This window comes from Acinetobacter venetianus RAG-1 = CIP 110063 (assembly GCF_000368585.1).
Taxonomy (GTDB): domain Bacteria; phylum Pseudomonadota; class Gammaproteobacteria; order Pseudomonadales; family Moraxellaceae; genus Acinetobacter; species Acinetobacter venetianus.
The window spans coordinates 1,381,499-1,399,800 of the sequence record NZ_KB849558.1 but is presented as its reverse complement, the minus strand read 5'-3'; the positions used below and the strand labels follow the sequence as shown (position 1 = coordinate 1,399,800).

18 protein-coding genes are annotated in these 18,302 nt (G+C 40.4%); 14 read left to right on the top strand and 4 right to left on the bottom strand.

Features of this window, described 5'->3' with window-relative positions; genetic code table 11:
* Nucleotides 1-70: 70 nt before the first annotated feature.
* Nucleotides 71-883, bottom strand: coding sequence for an IclR family transcriptional regulator (locus tag F959_RS12115; RefSeq protein WP_004880561.1), 813 nt, complete (start codon nt 881-883; stop codon nt 71-73).
* 275 nt (nt 884-1,158) lie between these two features.
* On the opposite strand from F959_RS12115, the gene F959_RS12110 reads away from it, so the two are divergent.
* The 14 genes from F959_RS12110 to F959_RS12045 all read left to right on the top strand — a co-directional run bounded on the left by F959_RS12110 (nt 1,159) and on the right by F959_RS12045 (nt 14,606).
* The gene (locus F959_RS12110; protein ID WP_004880559.1) at nt 1,159-1,464 is read left to right on the top strand and encodes a non-heme iron oxygenase ferredoxin subunit; all 306 of its coding nucleotides are present in this window, start codon (nt 1,159-1,161) and stop codon (nt 1,462-1,464) included.
* Between the two features lie 25 nt (nt 1,465-1,489).
* On the top strand, nt 1,490-1,789 hold the full coding sequence (locus F959_RS12105) for a recombinase-like helix-turn-helix domain-containing protein (RefSeq protein ID WP_004880556.1): 300 nt from the start codon (nt 1,490-1,492) through the stop codon (nt 1,787-1,789).
* A 17-nt stretch (nt 1,790-1,806) separates the two neighbouring features.
* Nucleotides 1,807-2,874 (top strand): aromatic ring-hydroxylating oxygenase subunit alpha, encoded by a 1,068-nt coding sequence (locus tag F959_RS12100; protein ID WP_004880553.1) that lies wholly within the window; start codon nt 1,807-1,809, stop codon nt 2,872-2,874.
* Nucleotides 2,867-3,631, top strand: coding sequence for an SDR family oxidoreductase (locus F959_RS12095; protein ID WP_004880552.1), 765 nt, complete (start codon nt 2,867-2,869; stop codon nt 3,629-3,631). Before F959_RS12100 ends, F959_RS12095 begins: the two co-directional genes overlap by 8 nt.
* Nucleotides 3,632-3,643: 12 nt before the next feature.
* Nucleotides 3,644-4,576: a VOC family protein gene (locus F959_RS12090; protein WP_004880551.1), complete on the top strand. Its 933-nt coding sequence runs from the start codon at nt 3,644-3,646 to the stop codon at nt 4,574-4,576.
* A gap of 26 nt (nt 4,577-4,602) precedes the next feature.
* Nucleotides 4,603-5,814, top strand: coding sequence for an NAD(P)/FAD-dependent oxidoreductase (locus F959_RS12085; RefSeq protein WP_004880550.1), 1,212 nt, complete (start codon nt 4,603-4,605; stop codon nt 5,812-5,814).
* Between the two features lie 40 nt (nt 5,815-5,854).
* Entirely contained in the window at nt 5,855-7,078 is a 1,224-nt protein-coding gene (locus F959_RS12080) for an MFS transporter (protein ID WP_004880548.1), read from the top strand.
* A gap of 33 nt (nt 7,079-7,111) precedes the next feature.
* On the top strand, nt 7,112-7,633 hold the full coding sequence (locus F959_RS12075) for a cupin domain-containing protein (RefSeq protein WP_004880546.1): 522 nt from the start codon (nt 7,112-7,114) through the stop codon (nt 7,631-7,633).
* Nucleotides 7,634-7,662: 29 nt separating this feature from the next.
* Nucleotides 7,663-8,478 (top strand): alpha/beta fold hydrolase, encoded by an 816-nt coding sequence (locus F959_RS12070; protein ID WP_004880544.1) that lies wholly within the window; start codon nt 7,663-7,665, stop codon nt 8,476-8,478.
* 22 nt (nt 8,479-8,500) lie between these two features.
* Nucleotides 8,501-9,295 carry an SDR family oxidoreductase gene (locus F959_RS12065; RefSeq protein WP_004880542.1) on the top strand — a complete coding sequence of 265 codons (795 nt, stop codon included), beginning with the start codon at nt 8,501-8,503 and terminating at the stop codon, nt 9,293-9,295.
* A gap of 9 nt (nt 9,296-9,304) precedes the next feature.
* Nucleotides 9,305-10,096 (top strand): aspartate dehydrogenase, encoded by a 792-nt coding sequence (locus F959_RS12060; RefSeq protein ID WP_004880540.1) that lies wholly within the window; start codon nt 9,305-9,307, stop codon nt 10,094-10,096.
* An 11-nt stretch (nt 10,097-10,107) separates the two neighbouring features.
* Nucleotides 10,108-11,574 carry an aldehyde dehydrogenase gene (locus F959_RS12055; RefSeq protein ID WP_004880538.1) on the top strand — a complete coding sequence of 489 codons (1,467 nt, stop codon included), beginning with the start codon at nt 10,108-10,110 and terminating at the stop codon, nt 11,572-11,574.
* A 39-nt stretch (nt 11,575-11,613) separates the two neighbouring features.
* Nucleotides 11,614-13,254, top strand: a complete 1,641-nt coding sequence (locus tag F959_RS12050; RefSeq protein WP_004880536.1) for a thiamine pyrophosphate-binding protein — start codon at nt 11,614-11,616, stop codon at nt 13,252-13,254.
* A gap of 158 nt (nt 13,255-13,412) precedes the next feature.
* Nucleotides 13,413-14,606 (top strand): hypothetical protein, encoded by a 1,194-nt coding sequence (locus tag F959_RS12045; RefSeq protein WP_004880534.1) that lies wholly within the window; start codon nt 13,413-13,415, stop codon nt 14,604-14,606.
* A gap of 71 nt (nt 14,607-14,677) precedes the next feature.
* Here F959_RS12045 and F959_RS12040 read toward each other — a convergent pair whose 3' ends face one another.
* From F959_RS12040 to F959_RS12030, 3 genes are all read right to left on the bottom strand, one after another.
* A complete protein-coding gene (locus tag F959_RS12040) occupies nt 14,678-15,673 on the bottom strand; it encodes an AraC family transcriptional regulator (RefSeq protein ID WP_004880532.1) in 996 nt (331 codons plus the stop codon).
* A 421-nt stretch (nt 15,674-16,094) separates the two neighbouring features.
* Nucleotides 16,095-17,024, bottom strand: coding sequence for a metal-dependent hydrolase (locus F959_RS12035; protein WP_004880530.1), 930 nt, complete (start codon nt 17,022-17,024; stop codon nt 16,095-16,097).
* 11 nt (nt 17,025-17,035) lie between these two features.
* Nucleotides 17,036-17,878, bottom strand: a complete 843-nt coding sequence (locus F959_RS12030; RefSeq protein WP_004880528.1) for an alpha/beta fold hydrolase — start codon at nt 17,876-17,878, stop codon at nt 17,036-17,038.
* Between the last annotated feature and the right edge of the window lie 424 nt (nt 17,879-18,302).

The following is an 18,302-nucleotide window of genomic DNA, read 5'->3' as shown; positions in this document are numbered from 1 at the left end:
CAAGTTATAAAAAAGCATTAGGTAAAATTTATCGACCTAATGCTTTATTTTTTATGTACTTATTGGGTGATTAATAAATGAACTTAGAAATTTTTTCCGCCGTTTGAATCACGGTTTCTGCAATTTCATTTTTAAAATAATGCTCATCATACGTGCCTAGAGGACAGCTTACAGATAAAACAGCGGCCATTTTTCCTGTGGATTGTTTAAAAATAGGTGCTGCACATGCGGCCATATCATGATTGTAATGTCCCCAACTGACCATTGAGCGCTGTGTTTTTACAAAGCTTAAGCGTTGAAGTAGCTCTTTCAGGTTCTTCGGGGTCAGTTCAGAAAAGGTTTCCCATTGATTAAAACCTTTATAGCGATCACGAATTTCAGTGTCATTTAGATCAGCAAGCATCATTTGTCCTATCACAGTGGCATGAGCAGGCCAGCGTGTGCCTAAACCGATGTTGCTGGTAAATGTTCCATTTGACTGAACATTATTGATAAAAACAATATGAGTACCTTCTAAGATCGAAAGATGCACTGCAAGTTGTGTCTGATCACGTAGTTCTTTCATCAACGGCGTCGCTAAATCTAGCAGAGATTGCTTCGCTAAACTGTTAAATCCGAGTTCCATGACCTTTGAATCAAGCGCATAAGTTTTTTGTGAAGCTTTTCTTAAAAAACCACAAGATTCTAAGGTGTAAATGAGACGAAACGCACTAGAACGGTTCACATCTAATATTTCAGCTATTTCTGAAATCGTCATTTCTTTGGCTTCTTTATTGAAAGCTTGCAGAATTGCTAATCCACGTACAAGCCCTGGAACAAGATAGCGGTCATCGTTTTTTGTTTCTTCATTTTCTTGCAAATCTTCATCGATGATCATGTTCATTTGGTTGAAATTCCTACAACTAAAAGTGATGAAATTAAATGGTGCATACTGCTTTATTTTGGATCTATTTAATAGATCAAAATACACAATTAAAGATTTATATGCAAAACACATTTTTCTATTAGAAACGTAACAAAATATAATTTTTTAAATAAGCATATGAATTTTATAGTGTTAATAATATTGACATAAAAACTGGATTAATATTATTCTTTTCATATGTTTTGGAAATAAACAAAAGTTTTGCATATAAAACATATTCGAGGACTATAGGAATGAGTTGGATCTCAGTTTGTCAGCAAGACGAAGTAACCGAAGACGAGCCAAAAGCCATTGAAGTTGACGGTAAAAAAATTGGCGTTTTTTTCATCGAAGAAAACTACTTTGCCATTGAAAATGTATGCCCACATGCCTTCGCCTTATTAACAGAAGGCTTTATTGAAGATCAAACCGTTGAATGTCCATTACATGAAGCGATTTTCGATATTCAAACGGGTGAGCTAAAGAGTGGACCAGGATGTCGTGATTTATGCACATATCCTGTACGAGTTGAAGGAACAGATATCCAAATTCAACTATAGGTCTTAACTAGAAGGAAGGAATCGCGTGAAAACATTTAATGAGAAGCTAGCCAACTGGATTCATGCAGTGCCAGCAACGGAAGCAGGGATTAATAATATCCAAGTTCCGGGCCAGCCAGAATTATTGATTTGGCAAACTCGCTATAAAGAACCAACAGTTTACGAGCAAGACTTTGTTCAGCATTTGATTAAAGCCTTTGCAGCAGGTGTCACCGAGCTTGCAGACTTAGTTCAGACTTTAAATCAACAAGGTTTCCGTTGTGAGTCTGGTGAGCTTTGGACTTCTGAAAGCTTTTCAGAAGAAATGCAACGTTTGGGTTATTGATTCAAGGAAGAACGATTATGAACGCAGCAGTGTCAGCTACACCAAGTGTTGAAGAATATTTAGATTTGGGTCTACGTGATCAATGGCATCCAGTTCTTGCGAGCTGGGAAGTTGCAGCAAATCCAGTCGGTATCACTCGTTTGGGTGAAAATATTGTGGTTTGGCGTGATGAACAAGGTCAAGTCCATGCTTTAGAAGATCGTTGTCCGCATCGTGGTGCACGTCTTTCTTTGGGGTGGAATCTAGGAAATCGTGTGGCTTGTTGGTATCACGGTGTTGAAGTTCGTCATGATGGCGTGGTTGAAGATGTACCAGCTGTACATGACTGTCCAATGAAAGGCACTCAATGTATTAAAAGCTATCCAGTAATCGAAGCTCACGGTGCGATTTTCCTTTGGTTTGGTATTGATCCAAATGAAGCACCTAAAGATCTCGATTTTCCTGAACAGCTTGCAAGTGAAGATTGGAGTGCATTCCTTTGCCAAGCCGATTGGAAAGTGAATCATCAATATGCAATTGATAATGTCATGGACCCAATGCATGGAAGTTATTTGCATTGTACTTCGCACTCAATGGCTGAAGGTGATCGCACCGCAGAAATGAAACATCGTTCTACTGAGCATGGTTTTGTTTTTGAAAAGGAAGGTCAAATTGGCGTGAACTTTGACTGGGTTGAATACGCCAATACAGGTGCAAGTTGGTTACGCCTTTCTATTCCTTATCGTAAAGATTTTGGGCCGGGCGGTGAGTTCTGGATTGTGGGTTACGCAACACCGATTGATGCAGACAATACGCGCGTATTCTTCTGGCGCTGCCGTAAAGTGAGTGGTTGGCAACGTAATGTCTGGCGCTTCCTTTACCGAAATCACTTAGAAAAATTGCATTGGGATGTATTAGAGCAAGATCGAATTATCTTGGAAAATCTTGCACCAAATGCACGTCAACAAGAATTCCTCTATCAACATGATGTGGGCTTATCACGCTTACGTCGCTTAATGAAAAAAGAAGCAGAAAAGCAATTAAAGAAAATTGCAGCTTTGAATACTTCAAATCGTATTGAAATGCAGGAAGAAGCACATGGCTAATGTTGCATTGTTACAAGGCAAAAAAGTCCTTGTCACAGGCGCGGCAAGAGGCTTGGGACGAGACTTTGCGCAAGCAATTGCAGAAGCAGGCGCTCAGGTCGTCATGGCGGATATTTTGGATGATCTTGTTCAAAAAGAAGCGGCTGAATTGCAGCAACTAGGTTTAAAGGTCGATGCTGTAAGAATCGATTTGGCTGATGCCGTTTCAATTCAGCAGGCTGTCGAGCAGGCTGCTGAATCCCTAGGCGGAATAGATGGTTTAGTGAATTGCGCTGCGCTAGCAACCAATGTCGGCGGTAAAAGTTTGATGGATTACGATGCTGATCTCTGGGATCGAGTCATGAACATCAATGTGAAAGGGACATGGTTGGTGACTAAAGCATGTGTGCCATATCTGAAACAGGCTGATGCTGGGAAAGTGATTAATGTTGCTTCTGACACAGCTTTGTGGGGCGCACCGAATCTAATGGCTTATGTGGCGAGTAAAGGTGCTTTGGTCGCGATGACACGTTCGATGGCGAGAGAGCTTGGGCAATTCAATATTTGTATCAATACACTTTCACCAGGTTTAACACTTGTAGAAGCAACTGAATATGTCCCGCAAGAACGTCATGATTTATATGTGAATGGTCGTGCGATTCAGCGTCAGCAACTACCACAGGATTTAAACGGCACAGCACTGTATTTACTGTCGGATTTATCTTCATTCGTAACAGGTCAAAATATTCCAGTAAATGGCGGTTTTGTCTTTAATTAAGGAGTTTGTCTCATGATTACAGGGATTGAGATTTTAAAATTTGGTGTTGAGGATAGAGCTGCTTCGAATAAATTTTTGGCAGATTTTGGTCTAAAGAATACAACATCTGACATTGAAGGTACTGATCTTTATCAAACACAAAATGGCAGTAAGATTTATCTATTTGACTGTGATGATGCTCGTTTACCACAAGCGATTGAATCAGGTTCAACCTTACGTCAAGTGACTTGGGGGTTGGACAATCCAGCTCAAGATTTAGCAGATTTGGCTGATCATTTAAAAGATGTTGATGGTTATCAGTCTACAGCAGATATGGTGCAATGCATTGATCCAAATGGAATGACCATTCAATTTCAAAAAAGTTTTGTGCATGAACTACCGCAATTAAAAACCGAAGGCATTAACCAGTACGGCAGCATCAATCGTGTTAATGCAGCAAGTCCTGTCTATGAAAAAGGTCAGCCAGTTGCAATTGGTCATGTGGTGTTTTTTACCCCAGATTTAGAAAAAACTGAAAAGTTCTATATTGAGAAATTAGGTTTCTTCTTATCTGATGCTTATCGTAATCGTGGTGCTTTCTTACGTTGTCGTGGCAAGGGTTATCACCATGATTTGTTCTTATTATCGATTCCAAACAAACCAGCTGGTTTAAACCATGTTGCCTTTGTAGTTCGTGACATTCATGAAGTGATTGGCGGTGGTTTGAATATGAATCGTTCTGAATGGTCAACGTTTATTGGGCCGGGGCGTCATCCTATTTCTTCAGCATACTTTTGGTATGTAAATTCACCGTTGGGTGGTGCTTTTGAGTACTACACCAATGATGATTATTTGACTGAAGAATGGCAGCCTCGAGTTGAGGAACATCGTTTAGAACTATTTACTGAATGGGCAATTGAAGGCGGTTTGGATGACCATACACGTCGTCAAGTGAAACCTGCATAAAGCGTGACGAAGCAGGGGGAAATGCTATGGAAAGAATCGTAATCGTTGGGGCAGGACAGGCTGCTGGTTGGGCAGTCAGTACCTTACGTCAAAATGGATTTTTGGGCGAAATTCATGTGGTTTCTAATGAAGATCGTGTGTTTTACGAGCGTCCACCACTTTCTAAACAAGTGCTGTCTAAAGAAGCGAGTTATGAAAGTTTACATCTGTTTTCTCCAGAGCAGGTGCAGGAGTTCGATATTCAATGGCATAAGCCTGCTTTAGCAACTCAAGTGGATCGTCAACACAAACAAGTCGTCTTGAATGATGGTCAAGTTTTGCCTTATGACAAGCTATTGATTGCAACAGGAAGTCGCGCTCGTGTACCCGTAAATACGTGGCAGTTCATTCCTAATGTTGTCACGCTGCGTAATGTACAAGATTGCGAACGTCTTGCTGAAATTTTGCAGCATGCTCAGAAATTGGCGGTAGTCGGTGGTGGTTGGATTGGTTTGGAAATTGCTGCAACTGCACGCAAGCAAGGTAAAGAAGTTCATATCTTTGAATATGGTGATCGACTTTGTGCGCGTAGCGTGAGTCCTGATGTGTCAGCATTTTTAAAAGATATGCATGAGCAACAAGGCACACAGATTCATTTAAATAGTAAAAACCTACATTTGATTGAAGCAGGTCAGCAAAAAGTTGAAGTTGTAAATCATCCAAGTGCAAGTGAGCTATTTGATTGTGTGGTGGTCGGTGCTGGTGCTGATATTGCTAAAGAGCTTGGTGTAAATGCAGGCTTAGAAGTGAAAGACGGTATCGTCGTAAATTGTTTTGGACAGACTTCTGATCAAGATATTTATGCTGCTGGTGATGTCGCGATTCATCCGAGTTTAGGTTATTGCATTCAGTCATGGGCAAATGCACAAAACCAAGCGATTGCAGCAGCAAAATCGATGTTGGGCATGGAAACAGAATATGCTGACATTCCTTGGCTTTGGTCTGATCAATATCACTTCAATATTCAGATATTGGGAACTTACCAACCTGAAAGAACAGAACAGATTGTGGTGCGCAAAAGTGCGGCAGATCAATGTAGTTACCTCTATTTTGATGATCAAAATCGTTTGATCAACATGATTGCAATCAATGATTCGAAACTGGTCAAACTGGCAAAACGTTGGATGCAATCCAACACCATTTTAGACCCAAAACTATTAGCAGACCCTGAATTTAATGTCATGAAATTAAAACCGTAAACATTGATTCCGGTTCATTACGCAATCGAAGGAATGAAGTATGAGTAATGAAGAGAAAAGTGGATTTAAGCATTGGGTTCCTGCTTTTGTCCTGATGGTGTGTGTTGTTCTCGCGTTTTTCGACAAGATTAGTATTGCTGTGTTATTTGCAGATCCACATTTCCAAGGTGCGATGGGGATTGCTGAAGATAAAGCAAAACTTGGATGGTTAATGACGAGCTTCTTATTGGCTTACGGTTTTTCATCTGTTTTTCTGAGTTTTTTGGGCGATATTTTTAACCCAAAGAAAATGTTGTTTTGGAGTGTGGCATCGTGGGGTGTGCTCATGTTTTGCATGGGGTTTACCACACACTACGAAGGAATGTTAGTGCTTCGAGTTCTGCTTGGTTTAGCTGAAGGTCCATTATTTGCCTTGGCATATACCATCGTGAAGCAAACCTATACCGATCGCCAGCAAGCACGAGCTTCCACCATGTTCCTGTTAGGAACACCAATCGGTGCATTCTTGGGTTTCCCAATTACAGCGGCAGTTTTAGCAAAACATGATTGGCATACCACATTCTTTGTAATGGCTGGCTTAACGGTAATTGCATTAATTGCCATCGTATTTGGTTTACGTAACTTACAGCTCAAGAAAACAATTGAACTTGATTCGACCAGTAAACGCGTCAACTTCAAAGGCCATATTCAAAACACCAAGATTTTATTGCAGAACAGTTCTTTTTGGTTGGTGTGTATCTTCAACATTGCATTGATGACTTACCTCTGGGGATTAAACAGTTGGGTTCCTTCTTATTTAATCCAAGACAAAGGCTTCAACCTAAAAGAGTTCGGCATTTACTCAAGTTTCCCATTCATCGCCATGTTGATTGGTGAAGTGATCGGTGCATTCCTTTCAGACAAGTTAGGTCGCCGAGCAGTGCAAGTTTTCGGTGGTTTATTGGTTGCGGGCATCTTTATGTACGTGATGGTGTTAATGACTGAACCACATTTAGTGATCGCAGCAATGTCTTTAAGTGCAATGGCTTGGGGCTTCGGTGTCGCAGCAGTATTTGCCTTACTTGCCCGTGTGACAACAGCTGATGTCGGTGCAACAGCGGGTGGGATTTTCAATGGATTGGGTAATTTTGCTAGTGCAATTGCGCCAGTTCTGATCGGTTACATCGTGATGCAAACCAACAGTTTTAATTTAGGAATTACCTTCTTAGCAGCAGTCGCCGTTATTGGGTCATTCTTCTTGGTTCCTTTATTGAAACGTTATTAATCAAACTATTCATCAAAAACCTAGGAGTTAAAAATGTCTACTCAACAATTCGAATCATGGACACAGCCTGAAGGCACGAATTTAGAAGATTGGTTAAATACGCGTATCGCTCGTTTTGAAACACGTAAATATGATTTTGATGCGCTGAAGTTCCAAGCTGACTATGACCCTAAATATCGCCGTGCACAAATGCGTTATATGGGTACTGGCGCAACGGGTGTGGTGAATGATGGCAACACCGTTCCAGCTGAAAACTTCACTTTTTCAACCATGGTTTTACCTGCTCAATGTGAAGGGCCACTGCACATTCATCACGATGTGGAAGAAGTGTTTTTCATGTTACGTGGCGAGATTGATCTGTTCATTGAGCATAACGGTGAGAAATTCCAGACCAAATTGAAAGAGCGTGATCTGATTTCAATTCCACCAGGTATTTACCGTGGTTTGTTTAATCCTGGTCAAGAAGATGCCTTGATGTGTGTGATGTTAGGGGCTGGAAAACCAACCATTCCGAACTATCCACCTGAGCATCCATTGTCTCAAATTAAACGTTAATCAACTCGATTAACTCTAAAAGGAATGAAATGATGACTTTGATTGACACATTAGCCAAATACCCAGTGCAAACCATTGAGATCAATGGTCAGCTGCAAGCCTATCGTGAAGCAGGGCAAGGCCAAACACTGATTCTGTTGCATGGTATCAGCTCAGGTTCTGCATCTTGGGTCAATCAGCTCGATGTGCTCAGTCATCATTTTCATGTCATTGCTTGGGATGCGCCGGGTTATGGCTTATCTGAGAACTTAGATACTGAGCAGCCAAATGCAACTGATTATGCTCAGCGTGTGCTGGCGATCATGGATGCATTAGCAATTCCTAAAGCCATTATCGTCGGTCATTCATTAGGCGCATTACAGGCAAGTGCCTTTGCCCATCTTTATCCTGAACGAGTTGAAACTTTAATCATTGCTAACGCTGCACAAGGTTATCAACGATCAGATGAAGCAACCAAAGCAGAAGTTTATCAAAAACGCCCAAATATGTTGAAAAGCTTGGGTAATGCTGGGATGGCGGCAAGTCGTGGACCACATTTAATTTATAAGCAAGACCCACAAGCACTGGCATTGGTCAGTGAGGTGATGGGGCAACTCACTTTAGATGGTTTTACGCGAGCATCGTATTTGTTGGCGTATGACGAGATTAGAAATTATTTAACAGATATCAAAGTTGCATGTGTGGTGATTGCGGGTGACAAGGATGAAATAACACCTGCTCAAGCCATTATGGAACTGGCGATGGAAATGCAATTGAGCCGATGTCATCTCATTACAGATGCAGGTCATCTGAGTTATGTCGATCAACCTGATCAGTTTAACGACATTGTTTTATCGGCAAATTAAGATTTAAACGAGAGATATGGATATGAGCTTCCAAGTTGAAGGAAAAGTAGCAGTTGTAACAGGTGGCTCGTCAGGCATTGGTTTGGCTGCTGTAGAAATTTTAGTTGCAGAAGGTGCAAAGGTGGCATGGTGTGGTCGAGATGAAGCACGGTTAGCATCATCAAAGCTTTATATTTTAGAAAAATATCCACATGCCAATATTTACACCAGCATCTGCAACGTTTTGGACAAAGAAGATGTAAAACGATTTGCGCATGATGTGAAGCAAAATTTGGGCAATGTCGACATGCTGATCAATAACGCAGGTCAGGGTCGTGTGTCGAATTTTGAAAATACTCAAGACGAAGATTGGATGAAAGAAATCGAACTTAAATATTTCAGTGTATTGCATCCAGTTCGTGCATTTTTAAATGATTTAAAAGATTCAGCATGTGGCTCAATCACCAATGTGAACTCATTGTTGGCATTGCAACCTGAGCCTCACATGATCGCAACGTCATCTGCACGTGCGGCGTTATTAAATTTAACACATTCACTGGCCCATGAATTTACTCAATATGGCATCCGTGTGAATTCAATCCTACTTGGTATGGTCGAGTCGGCACAGTGGAAACGCCGTTTTGAAACACGTTCAGACCCAAATCTTTCATGGGAACAATGGACAGGCAATATTGCAAAAAATCGTGGTATTCCGATGCATCGTTTAGGTAAGCCAGAAGAACCAGCTCGTGCTTTGGTCTTTCTCGCATCGCCTTTAGCATCCTATACCACAGGTTCAACCCTAGATGTTTCTGGCGGATTCAATAAGCATTTATAAGGTGTGCACATGAAACAGTTGATGATGATTGGTTTTGGCGCAATGGCAGCAGAAGTGTATGCCCATATGCCGCAAGACTTACAACTTAAATGGATTGTAGTGCCAGCACGGAGTGTTGAAAAAGTTCAGGCACAAGTTGCTCCCGAAGTGCAAGTGATTAGTTCAATTGATGAATGTCAGGGAACACCTGATTACGTGATTGAAGTTGCTGGTCAAGCTGCGGTGAAAGAGCATGCACAAAAGGTATTGGAAAAAGGCTGGACTATTGGGTTGATCTCAGTTGGGACTTTGGCTGATAACGAGTTTTTGATTCAGTTAAAAAATACCGCTGAGCAACATGATGCCCATTTACATCTTTTAGCAGGTGCAATTGCGGGTATTGATGGTATTTCAGCTGCCAAAGAAGGTGGCTTGGAAAAGGTGACTTATAAGGGGTGTAAAAGTCCAAACAGTTGGCGTGGAAGCTATGCAGAGCAGTTGGTTGATCTTGATCTAGTGAGTGAAGCAACGGTGTTCTTTCGTGGAACAGCAAGAGAGGCAGCACTTAAATTTCCAGCAAATGCCAATGTTGCGGCAACGATTGCTTTAGCTGGTTTGGGAATGGATCAAACCTTGGTCGAGCTAACTGTCGATCCAACGATTAATAAGAACAAACACACCATCGTGGCAGAAGGTTTGTTCGGCGAAATGACGATTGAACTGGTGGGTGTACCTTTGGCAAGTAACCCGAAAACCTCGACATTGGCTGCATTGAGTGTAATTCGGGCATGTCGAAATAGTGTTGAAGCAATTCAGATTTAAAGGATTTGATCATGGTAAAGGAAATTTATATCGCTGGTGAATGGCGATTAGGTCGAGGCGACAAGATTCAAAGTGTATTTCCAGCAGATCAATCTGTGAATGCTGAGATTTCAACGGCGAGTTTGGATGATGTCAATGAAGCGGTAGAAAAAGCGGATCTTGCTTGGCGACAGTCTTCATGGCGCAACAGTATGCCACACGAGCGCGCACGTATTTTATATAAAGTGGCTGACATTATTGAAGCGCGAGTAGACGAGCTTTCTCGACTTCAAACGCGTGACAATGGTAAGCCACTGGCTGAGACGCGTGCCTTAACCTTGAGTGCGGCTGCAACAGCGCGTTATGTCGCAGCAGCGTGTGAAACCTTAAATGATGAGTTGACCACACAACGTGCTCCAGATTTTATGACCATGAGTGTGCATGAACCTGTAGGTGTAGTGGCTGCAATTACCCCGTGGAATTCACCGATTGCCAGTGAAGTGCAAAAGTTAGCTCCAGCATTGGCTGGTGGTAATGCAGTCATTCTAAAACCAGCAGAAGTGACGTCTTTGATCGCTTTAGAACTTGCCAAAATTTTTGAAGAAGCAGGTTTACCTAAAGGTTTATTGAGTGTGTTGGTCGGTCGTGGCTCAGTTATTGGTGATGCAATCGTAAAGCATCCATTGGTACGCAAAATTTCATTTACGGGTGGAACGAGTACGGGGCGTCATTTAGCACACATCGCAGCAGATAAGCTAATCACTACATCTTTAGAACTTGGTGGGAAATCGCCAACAATCGTGATGCAAGATGCTGATATTGAGCTTGCAGCAAAAGGTGTGGCTTATGGCATTTTTAGCTCAGCAGGTCAGGCATGTATTGCAGGATCACGCTTATTCGTTCATCACAGCATTTACGATCAATTCTTAAATCGTTTGGTTGAAATAACCAAGGGTTTACGTGTTGGACATCCTGAAACAGCAGGGATGCATTTAGGTTCTTTGATCAATCCTAAACATTTAGCTTCTGTTGATGCTTATGTTCAATTGGCCAAAAAAGAAGGCGGTCAGGTTCTTGTCGGCGGTGAGGCATTGACTGAAGGTGATTTAGCAAAAGGTAGCTTCTATTTACCAACCATTATCACAGGTCTAAATAACTCAGCTCAAACCTGTCAGGAAGAAATTTTTGGCCCTGTGTTGGTGGTCATGAAATATGACGATGAGGCAGATTTAATTGCCCAAGCCAATGATAGTTGTTTCGGCTTGGCCGCGGGGATTTGGACTGAAAACTATCGTAAAGCGTGGCAACTTGCACGGGCTTTAGAAGTCGGAACAGTCTGGATCAATACCTATAAAAAATTCTCTATCTCCGCACCATTTGGCGGTTTCAAAGAAAGTGGAATTGGACGTGAAAAAGGTCGTTTAGGCATCTTGGCGTATATGCAACAGAAAAGCATTTATATGGGATTAAGCGAACAGCCAAATCCTTGGTGCGATTAATAAATTCATGGAAAGAACAAGTTTTTGAGGAATATAGTAATGACAGAACGTGTAAATGTAGGTGAAGCAATCGCTCGTGTTTTAGAGGCGCACCAAGTCGATAGTATTTATGGTGTTATTTCAATTCACAATTTACCAATAGCTGATGCCGTAGGTCGCCGTGAGAAAATTCGCTTTGTTGCGGCGCGTGGCGAAGCTGGTGCGGTGACGATGGCAGATGGTCATTCACGCTTTAAAGGTTTGGGCGTTGCTTTAACCAGCACTGGTGCAGGTGCAGGTAATGCGGTGGGTTCGTTGATTGAAGCGATGAATGCAGGCAGTCCAGTTTTGCATTTAACAGGTCAAGTTGAACGTGAATATTTGGATCGTGATGCAAGTTTCATCCACGAAACTAAAGATCAACTGACTTTCTTACGTGCATCGAGCAAAGCTGCTTTTCGTATTACTAGCCCTGACAATGCGGTCGGCGTAATTCGTGAAGCGATTCGTGTCGCGACTACTGTGCCAATGGGACCAGTCAGTGTTGAACTGCCGATTGATGTTCAAGCCGCTGAAATTGATTTACCGTTGAATTTAGGACCAGTCAAAGCACTTGAATTGCCTCAAGCTGATCAGACCGAAGTTGATTTGATCATTGATGAAATCAAGAAAGCCAAACGTCCAATTTTTTGGATCGGCGGTGGTACGCTCAATAGTGTTGATGAAGTTAAAGCAATTGCTGATCTTGGTATTCCAGTAGTGTCTTCAACCCATGCACGCGGTGTATTGGCAGATGAGCATCCCCGTAGCTTAGGTGCATTTCATAACTCAACAGGCGTTGAGCAACTTTTAAAAGATGCAGATTTATTGGTTGTTGTGGGTTCTCGTTTACGTAGTAATGAAACCAAAACCTATTCAGTGCAGTTCCCTGACAATATTATTCAAATCGATGCCAACCCTGTTGCACAACAACGTAATTACAAAATTCGTAATTTTATTTGTGGTGATGCAAAAGATGTATTGCAACGTATTCTAACAGGCTTAGCGAACGTATCTAAAGTAGATACTGAATATGATGCAGCAGTTGTTGCCGCGAAACAGGCAGCAATCAATGCATTACGTACACAGCTTGATCAATATGCATTGATCTGTGATCACCTCCGTGCAGCTTTGCCACAAGATGGAATTTTTGTTCGTGATATTACGATGTCAGGTAGTACATGGGGCAGTCGATTATTCCCAGTACAAGCACCAAATCAAAATATTCATTCATTGGCAGGCGCAATTGGTCTTGGTTTAGCGACTGCAATTGGTGCCTCAATTGCCAATCCTGATAAAAAAGTGATCGGTTTAGTTGGTGATGGTGGCTTGATGTTGGGGATCGGAGAGATTGCTACCATGGCTCAAGAGAATACCAATATGGTACTCATGATCATGAATGATGGTGGTTATGGGGTAATGAGAGGTATTCAAAACAATTACTTCGGTGGTCGTCAGTATTTCAATGAATTGCATACACCAGATTACAAAGTTTTAGGTGAGGCAATGGGCGTGAAAAGCTGGAAAGTTGGCAGTGCTGATGAATTCAAAACGGCAATTCAAGAGGCAATTGATTTCCAAGGGCCAACAGTGATTGAACTCGATATGAATTCGATTGGGCCACTTAATTTTGCAGGACCACCGCAGAAGAAATTGTATTAACCAGTTTGGGCATTCGGTCATTGGGCGATGAAGCCGAATGTCCATTAAATTACAGCAGGTAAAAATTTTTTGCCTAAAAAACAATAAAAACTATGTTTTATAGGTAAAACAAAAACCAAACCAATAGGATTGTTGGTAAAAAACCGAAGGAATATGAAATGAAAAAGACAGCTATGGTTGTGATGCTAGGCGCAGTTTATTTAGGTGGGATGTCTAATGTATTTGCACAGAGCTCAGCATTACAGTGGAAAAGTGAAGACGGAACAGATTCTGTTCAGTTAGGTGGGGTAGTTCGACTTAACCAGCGTTATGAAAACTGGGAAGGTGAGAATGGTGGTTTTGGGAAACTCCATTTTGATATTTTTAGGGTTGATCTAAAAGGTAAATTTGATGATGCCTATTTCAATGCCAGTTATCTTTTTCAAGATCAAGAAAAACGATCAATTGAAAAAGCCTATGTTGGATATAACCTAAATGAAAACAATAACATTGAAGCAGGTTTTGTCTACAAACCATTTGCAATTTATCCTTATCCGCAAAATGGATGGACTTACCACATTCCATTTTTCCTCGGTTATGGCAACAATATCGCGCCAGGTATAAATTGGAATTTTCACAATAAAGATTGGGATTTAAAGCTAGGCTATTATCCAGAGATGCTTTCAACCAATTTGCGATATTCACCTGAAAGCGCGACTTATGATGATTTATCTGAGAATGCATTTCCAACCCAAAGTGCTTATCAAAATGAAAAGCGTCACCAACTTAACACACGTATTGTTCGAAAATTGGAAACGGATTTTGGTAAGCAAGAGTTTGGTGTTTCAGGTGCAATTGCTCAACTACATAATAAGACGACCGATAAAAACGGCAAATATTATGCAGTTGGATTGCATACCGATAACAACTACAAACGATTTAATTTACAAAGCTCAGTGATTCATTATCAATACGATGCGAAAAACCCTGATGGGGTAAATGATGATATGACACTGATGGGTGCAAATGGTTTAACACCTGCTTATTTCATTGCATCTGAAGGAACAGTTGCCAGTCTGAACCTTGCTTATACCTTACCTGTGCAAGATATGGGTAAATTAAAAGCGATTCGTTTCTATAATGATTATAGTTACTTAGATAAAAAACGCGATGATTGGTCAGATTCACAAATGAATACAACAGGTATGATGTTTATTGCGTCACCATTTATGGTTTGGGCAGATTATACGTGGGGTAAAAACTCCAATATTATTGGCGGAGCTACTAATGCCACTGGATTTACGTCTACGGTATCGCCGAATAGTGATAAATGGTTATATCGAATTAATTTGAATCTTGGCTTTAGCTTTTAAATAGATTGTGATCGATATTTTCCAAGAGGGAGTTGGTCATTACCATGATTCGCTCCTTTTTCAATAAGCCGCTAAGAGCGATGGCTTTTTCGATATTCAGATGGAGACATATTTTCCCATTGTTTAAATGCACGGCTAAAGGCACTTTGTTCTGCGTATCCGAGCAATAATCCGATTTCTGTGAGGGCTAGTTCTGACTGAGTGAGGTAAGTCTTTGCTAGTTCTAAACGAATACTTTTCACTAAATCACTGTACTGTAAGTTATAACTACTGAGTTTGCGATAAAAGCTCCTTAATGAAAGGTTCATCTGTTTGGCAATATTCTCCGCCGAAGGTTCACCAATTTTAAGCATATTAACAATTAGTAGCTGTAAGTCTTTTAAGAAAGTATCTGGATTTGGAATACTTTTAAGTAGGGCTTCTGCTTGTTGATCTAATAGTTTTTTTAAATGTGGGTCACGGCTGGGAATCGGCAAATTTAGGATTTCAAGTGGTAGCCATAATCTCAATACATCTGAATAAAAACTAATGGGACATCCATATACTTCTTCATAGGGAGCAATGTCGATTGGTGCGGTTGCAGAAAATTCAATTTCTAAAGGTTGAATATCGGGTCGATGTAAAATTTTTCTCATGGTACTTAATACACCAGATACTAATACCTCATTGGAAAGCTGAGAGTTTTTATGTATCACAGGCGTCCAACACATACAAAATCGTTCTTCTTTCTGCAAAATAGAGAATGACGCTGAATTTTGTAAAAGGGGTTGGAAATTTTTAAAGCAATTCAAAAAGCTGATCAAACTAGGGCTAGATAAGGCCAAATAACCTAAAATATGAATATGATGGGGTTCAGAGAGTTCACCAATATAATGCCCCAAAACAGGTGTTGGATGCTGTTGATAAATTTGTTCGAGTAAATTCCACCATTTATGTAATGGCATTCTGGCTTGATGGGCATATTGTTTGTTGAGTTCTTCTAACTGCAAGTTCGAAATATTGTTTTGTTGTAGATACTTTACAATGAGTTCTAATAGAACCGATGGAATACTTGGAATTTCAGTCATAATTGCTCTGCTCGTCTCGAAGTCAAATCCTTTAACCCTATTCCGATTAATCAATCTTACTGATTGCGATATCTATCTTAGCGAATTAAGATTCAAGCTTATTTATCATCAAAGGACAGAATAGTCTTGTTCAGCGCGAAAACTGCCGAGTGAATAATCAATCACGTCTTATTTGTTCCATCAGCTTATACATTTGACTTTGATTATTTTAATCTAGCATTGATGGTTAAGTCTTTATAAGATAATCATTTAAATAGTTAGAGGCTCTACTTTTGCTGTTGATGAATATAATCAAAAATTTCAAAATCACTTATTTCCTCTATAAATAAAACTCAAAAAGCTTTAGCTGTCCAAGACCTTTGATTCCATCAAAAAAAGGCACATCATGTGCCTAAAAGAGAAAAGCGTTTAGTTGTAAAAATTAACAAGCACGAAGTTTGGTTAAGGCTTTGACAGCAGGAGAGTGGCTTAACACCTGTAATGCCTTGTTGGTATCACCCTCATGATAAGGGTGATAGCTTGTTTTAACCCAATGTCTTAAGCTGAAAATCATAGAGAAAAAACTTGGTACTTGTTTGCTACGAGCATTTTCAATTGCAGTGTGCCCTAAAGCGCGAATCAATCCGTAGTTTTTATAAGGATGAGCATGCTGGTCTTGTTGTGCAAGTTTCTTAAAGCAATTATAAATGGCAAAGGTGAATAACGGAGCTACAGCCAACATAATTGTTTGGCGTTGCAGATAGGCAAAAGCTTTATTATTTTCACCACATAAATGCATATATAAATCAAAAGCCACGCTGCGATGCTCAACTTCTTCAGCCAAATGCCAAGTCATTAAGTCAGACATCATTGCATCAGCAGTTTTATTTTGCCAAGGTTTATCATCTAAACACCATGTACCTAACATAGTGGTGAAGTGTTCAATTGCAGCGGCAATACCAACACGAATCGTTAACCAACGATATTCCTGATTTTTTGCAAGTGCTAAACCAAAGGGCGCTGTATTGAGTTGTTTGAAGATGAGATCCAACGAAGCAATAAACTCATCAATTTCATAACCATAATATCTTAAATAGTCTTGAGCCACTTTATGTGCAGATGCATGATGAGCTTCTTGGTGTACAAAACCCTTTACATCGGAACGGAGTTTTTCATCTGTGACGTAGGGTAGTGCTTCATTAAAAGAGCGGCACATCCATAATTCACCCACAGGTAAAATAAGATGAACGGCATTGATCAAATGGGTTGCAAATGGATTGTCGTAAATCCAGTGTTCAGGTGTTTGGCTAAAATCAAACTGAACACGACGTTGGTTTAAGGTGTGATTTTCTAAGCGTTGCTGAGGGTGCATTTTCATTCTCCTTAATTGACTGCATTGAGAAAATATTGGCTAAGTTGTTCAGCATTTTGAGTAGGAATCCAGTGTGTCGCATCCATGTGTACTTCCTGATATGGGCCAATAAAGAATTGTTTATTGAGCTGAGCACTTTTCTTTCCAACTGCAATATCTTTATTTCCCCAGATAAACAAGGTCGGAACTTTTACTTTCTTAAAGGTTGAGCTAATCGGTGCAAGTGGCATACTGCGATACCAGTTAATTGCTGTGCCGATACGATTTTCTTGAATGAAATACTGCTGAAAATCCTTGATTTGTTCAGCATTCATCCCTGAGTTTTTCAAGAAAATATGGCTAAGTAATTTGGCTCTTTTAAACAACAGTTCGGGAATAAAAGGTAATTGGAAAAAGCCAATATAGTACGAGGTAAGGATTTGAGTGCTGCTGAGCATGGATTTTAGGAATGCACCGGTATGTGGAACGGAAACTAAAATGAGATGCTTGACTAGATTAGGATATTGCTGGGCCAACTCGCAGGCGACAATTGAACCCCAATCATGACCAATGACATACACAGGTTCTCCAAGAAGATCAATAAAGCTTTTTACATCCGCGACTAACTCTGTAAGAGCATATTGAAAACGACCTTTGGGTGATGCTGTTAAGCTATATCCCCGTTGTTCGATAGCAAAAGTACGGAAATTTTGCTGATTGAGAATAGTACTAGTGGCTTGCCAACTTTGTGCTGTTTCAGGAAAACCATGTAATAAAATGATGGGATTTCCATCAATAGGACCTGAATCAATCACATTAAAAGTCAGATTGTTACGACAATACTGGCTGTATCGTTTCTCTGATTGTTTTGCCATACTGACCTACTTATCAACGATGTCTATTTCAATTGATAGTAGTGGTCAGTAATAGGATTTGTCTTGACAATAAATTAAGGGATTTAACTTCTTGTGCCATTCTGTATTTTGGGCATATACAGCATGTTACTTGGCATTGAATGATGATTGATTCTAAATTTTAACGAGATTATTTCGGCTTAATTATCTAGATTTGATTGGATAAAATCGATGTTATAAGAGGTATTTAATAGAAAATGTTTTTCCAAGTCCCAGTTTTATCTCAAGCATAATTGAAAACAGTGCTTAGCCAATGGATAGATGTTCCTGCACCCGATGGCTCAATAGCAGTGATAAATGGTTATATCGAATTAATTTGAATATTGGTTTTAGCTTTTAATTGAAAATAGGAGATGAAGAGGGGTTTGAGCTGCTTTTTCATCTC

Excerpts from the sequence above, each read along its gene's own strand:
- F959_RS12095 (WP_004880552.1), top strand. The coding sequence starts at position 2,867 with ATGGCTAATGTTGCATTGTTACAAGGCAAAAAAGTCCTTGTCACAGGC.
- F959_RS12115 (WP_004880561.1), bottom strand. The coding sequence starts at position 883 with ATGAACATGATCATCGATGAAGATTTGCAAGAAAATGAAGAAACAAAA.
- F959_RS12055 (WP_004880538.1), top strand. The coding sequence starts at position 10,108 with ATGGTAAAGGAAATTTATATCGCTGGTGAATGGCGATTAGGTCGAGGC.
- F959_RS12040 (WP_004880532.1), bottom strand. The coding sequence starts at position 15,673 with ATGACTGAAATTCCAAGTATTCCATCGGTTCTATTAGAACTCATTGTA.
- F959_RS12045 (WP_004880534.1), top strand. The coding sequence starts at position 13,413 with ATGAAAAAGACAGCTATGGTTGTGATGCTAGGCGCAGTTTATTTAGGT.
- F959_RS12035 (WP_004880530.1), bottom strand. The coding sequence starts at position 17,024 with ATGCACCCTCAGCAACGCTTAGAAAATCACACCTTAAACCAACGTCGT.
- F959_RS12100 (WP_004880553.1), top strand. The coding sequence starts at position 1,807 with ATGAACGCAGCAGTGTCAGCTACACCAAGTGTTGAAGAATATTTAGAT.
- F959_RS12050 (WP_004880536.1), top strand. The coding sequence starts at position 11,614 with ATGACAGAACGTGTAAATGTAGGTGAAGCAATCGCTCGTGTTTTAGAG.
- F959_RS12090 (WP_004880551.1), top strand. The coding sequence starts at position 3,644 with ATGATTACAGGGATTGAGATTTTAAAATTTGGTGTTGAGGATAGAGCT.
- F959_RS12085 (WP_004880550.1), top strand. The coding sequence starts at position 4,603 with ATGGAAAGAATCGTAATCGTTGGGGCAGGACAGGCTGCTGGTTGGGCA.
- F959_RS12060 (WP_004880540.1), top strand. The coding sequence starts at position 9,305 with ATGAAACAGTTGATGATGATTGGTTTTGGCGCAATGGCAGCAGAAGTG.
- F959_RS12110 (WP_004880559.1), top strand. The coding sequence starts at position 1,159 with ATGAGTTGGATCTCAGTTTGTCAGCAAGACGAAGTAACCGAAGACGAG.
- F959_RS12030 (WP_004880528.1), bottom strand. The coding sequence starts at position 17,878 with ATGGCAAAACAATCAGAGAAACGATACAGCCAGTATTGTCGTAACAAT.
- F959_RS12080 (WP_004880548.1), top strand. The coding sequence starts at position 5,855 with ATGAGTAATGAAGAGAAAAGTGGATTTAAGCATTGGGTTCCTGCTTTT.
- F959_RS12065 (WP_004880542.1), top strand. The coding sequence starts at position 8,501 with ATGAGCTTCCAAGTTGAAGGAAAAGTAGCAGTTGTAACAGGTGGCTCG.
- F959_RS12070 (WP_004880544.1), top strand. The coding sequence starts at position 7,663 with ATGATGACTTTGATTGACACATTAGCCAAATACCCAGTGCAAACCATT.
- F959_RS12075 (WP_004880546.1), top strand. The coding sequence starts at position 7,112 with ATGTCTACTCAACAATTCGAATCATGGACACAGCCTGAAGGCACGAAT.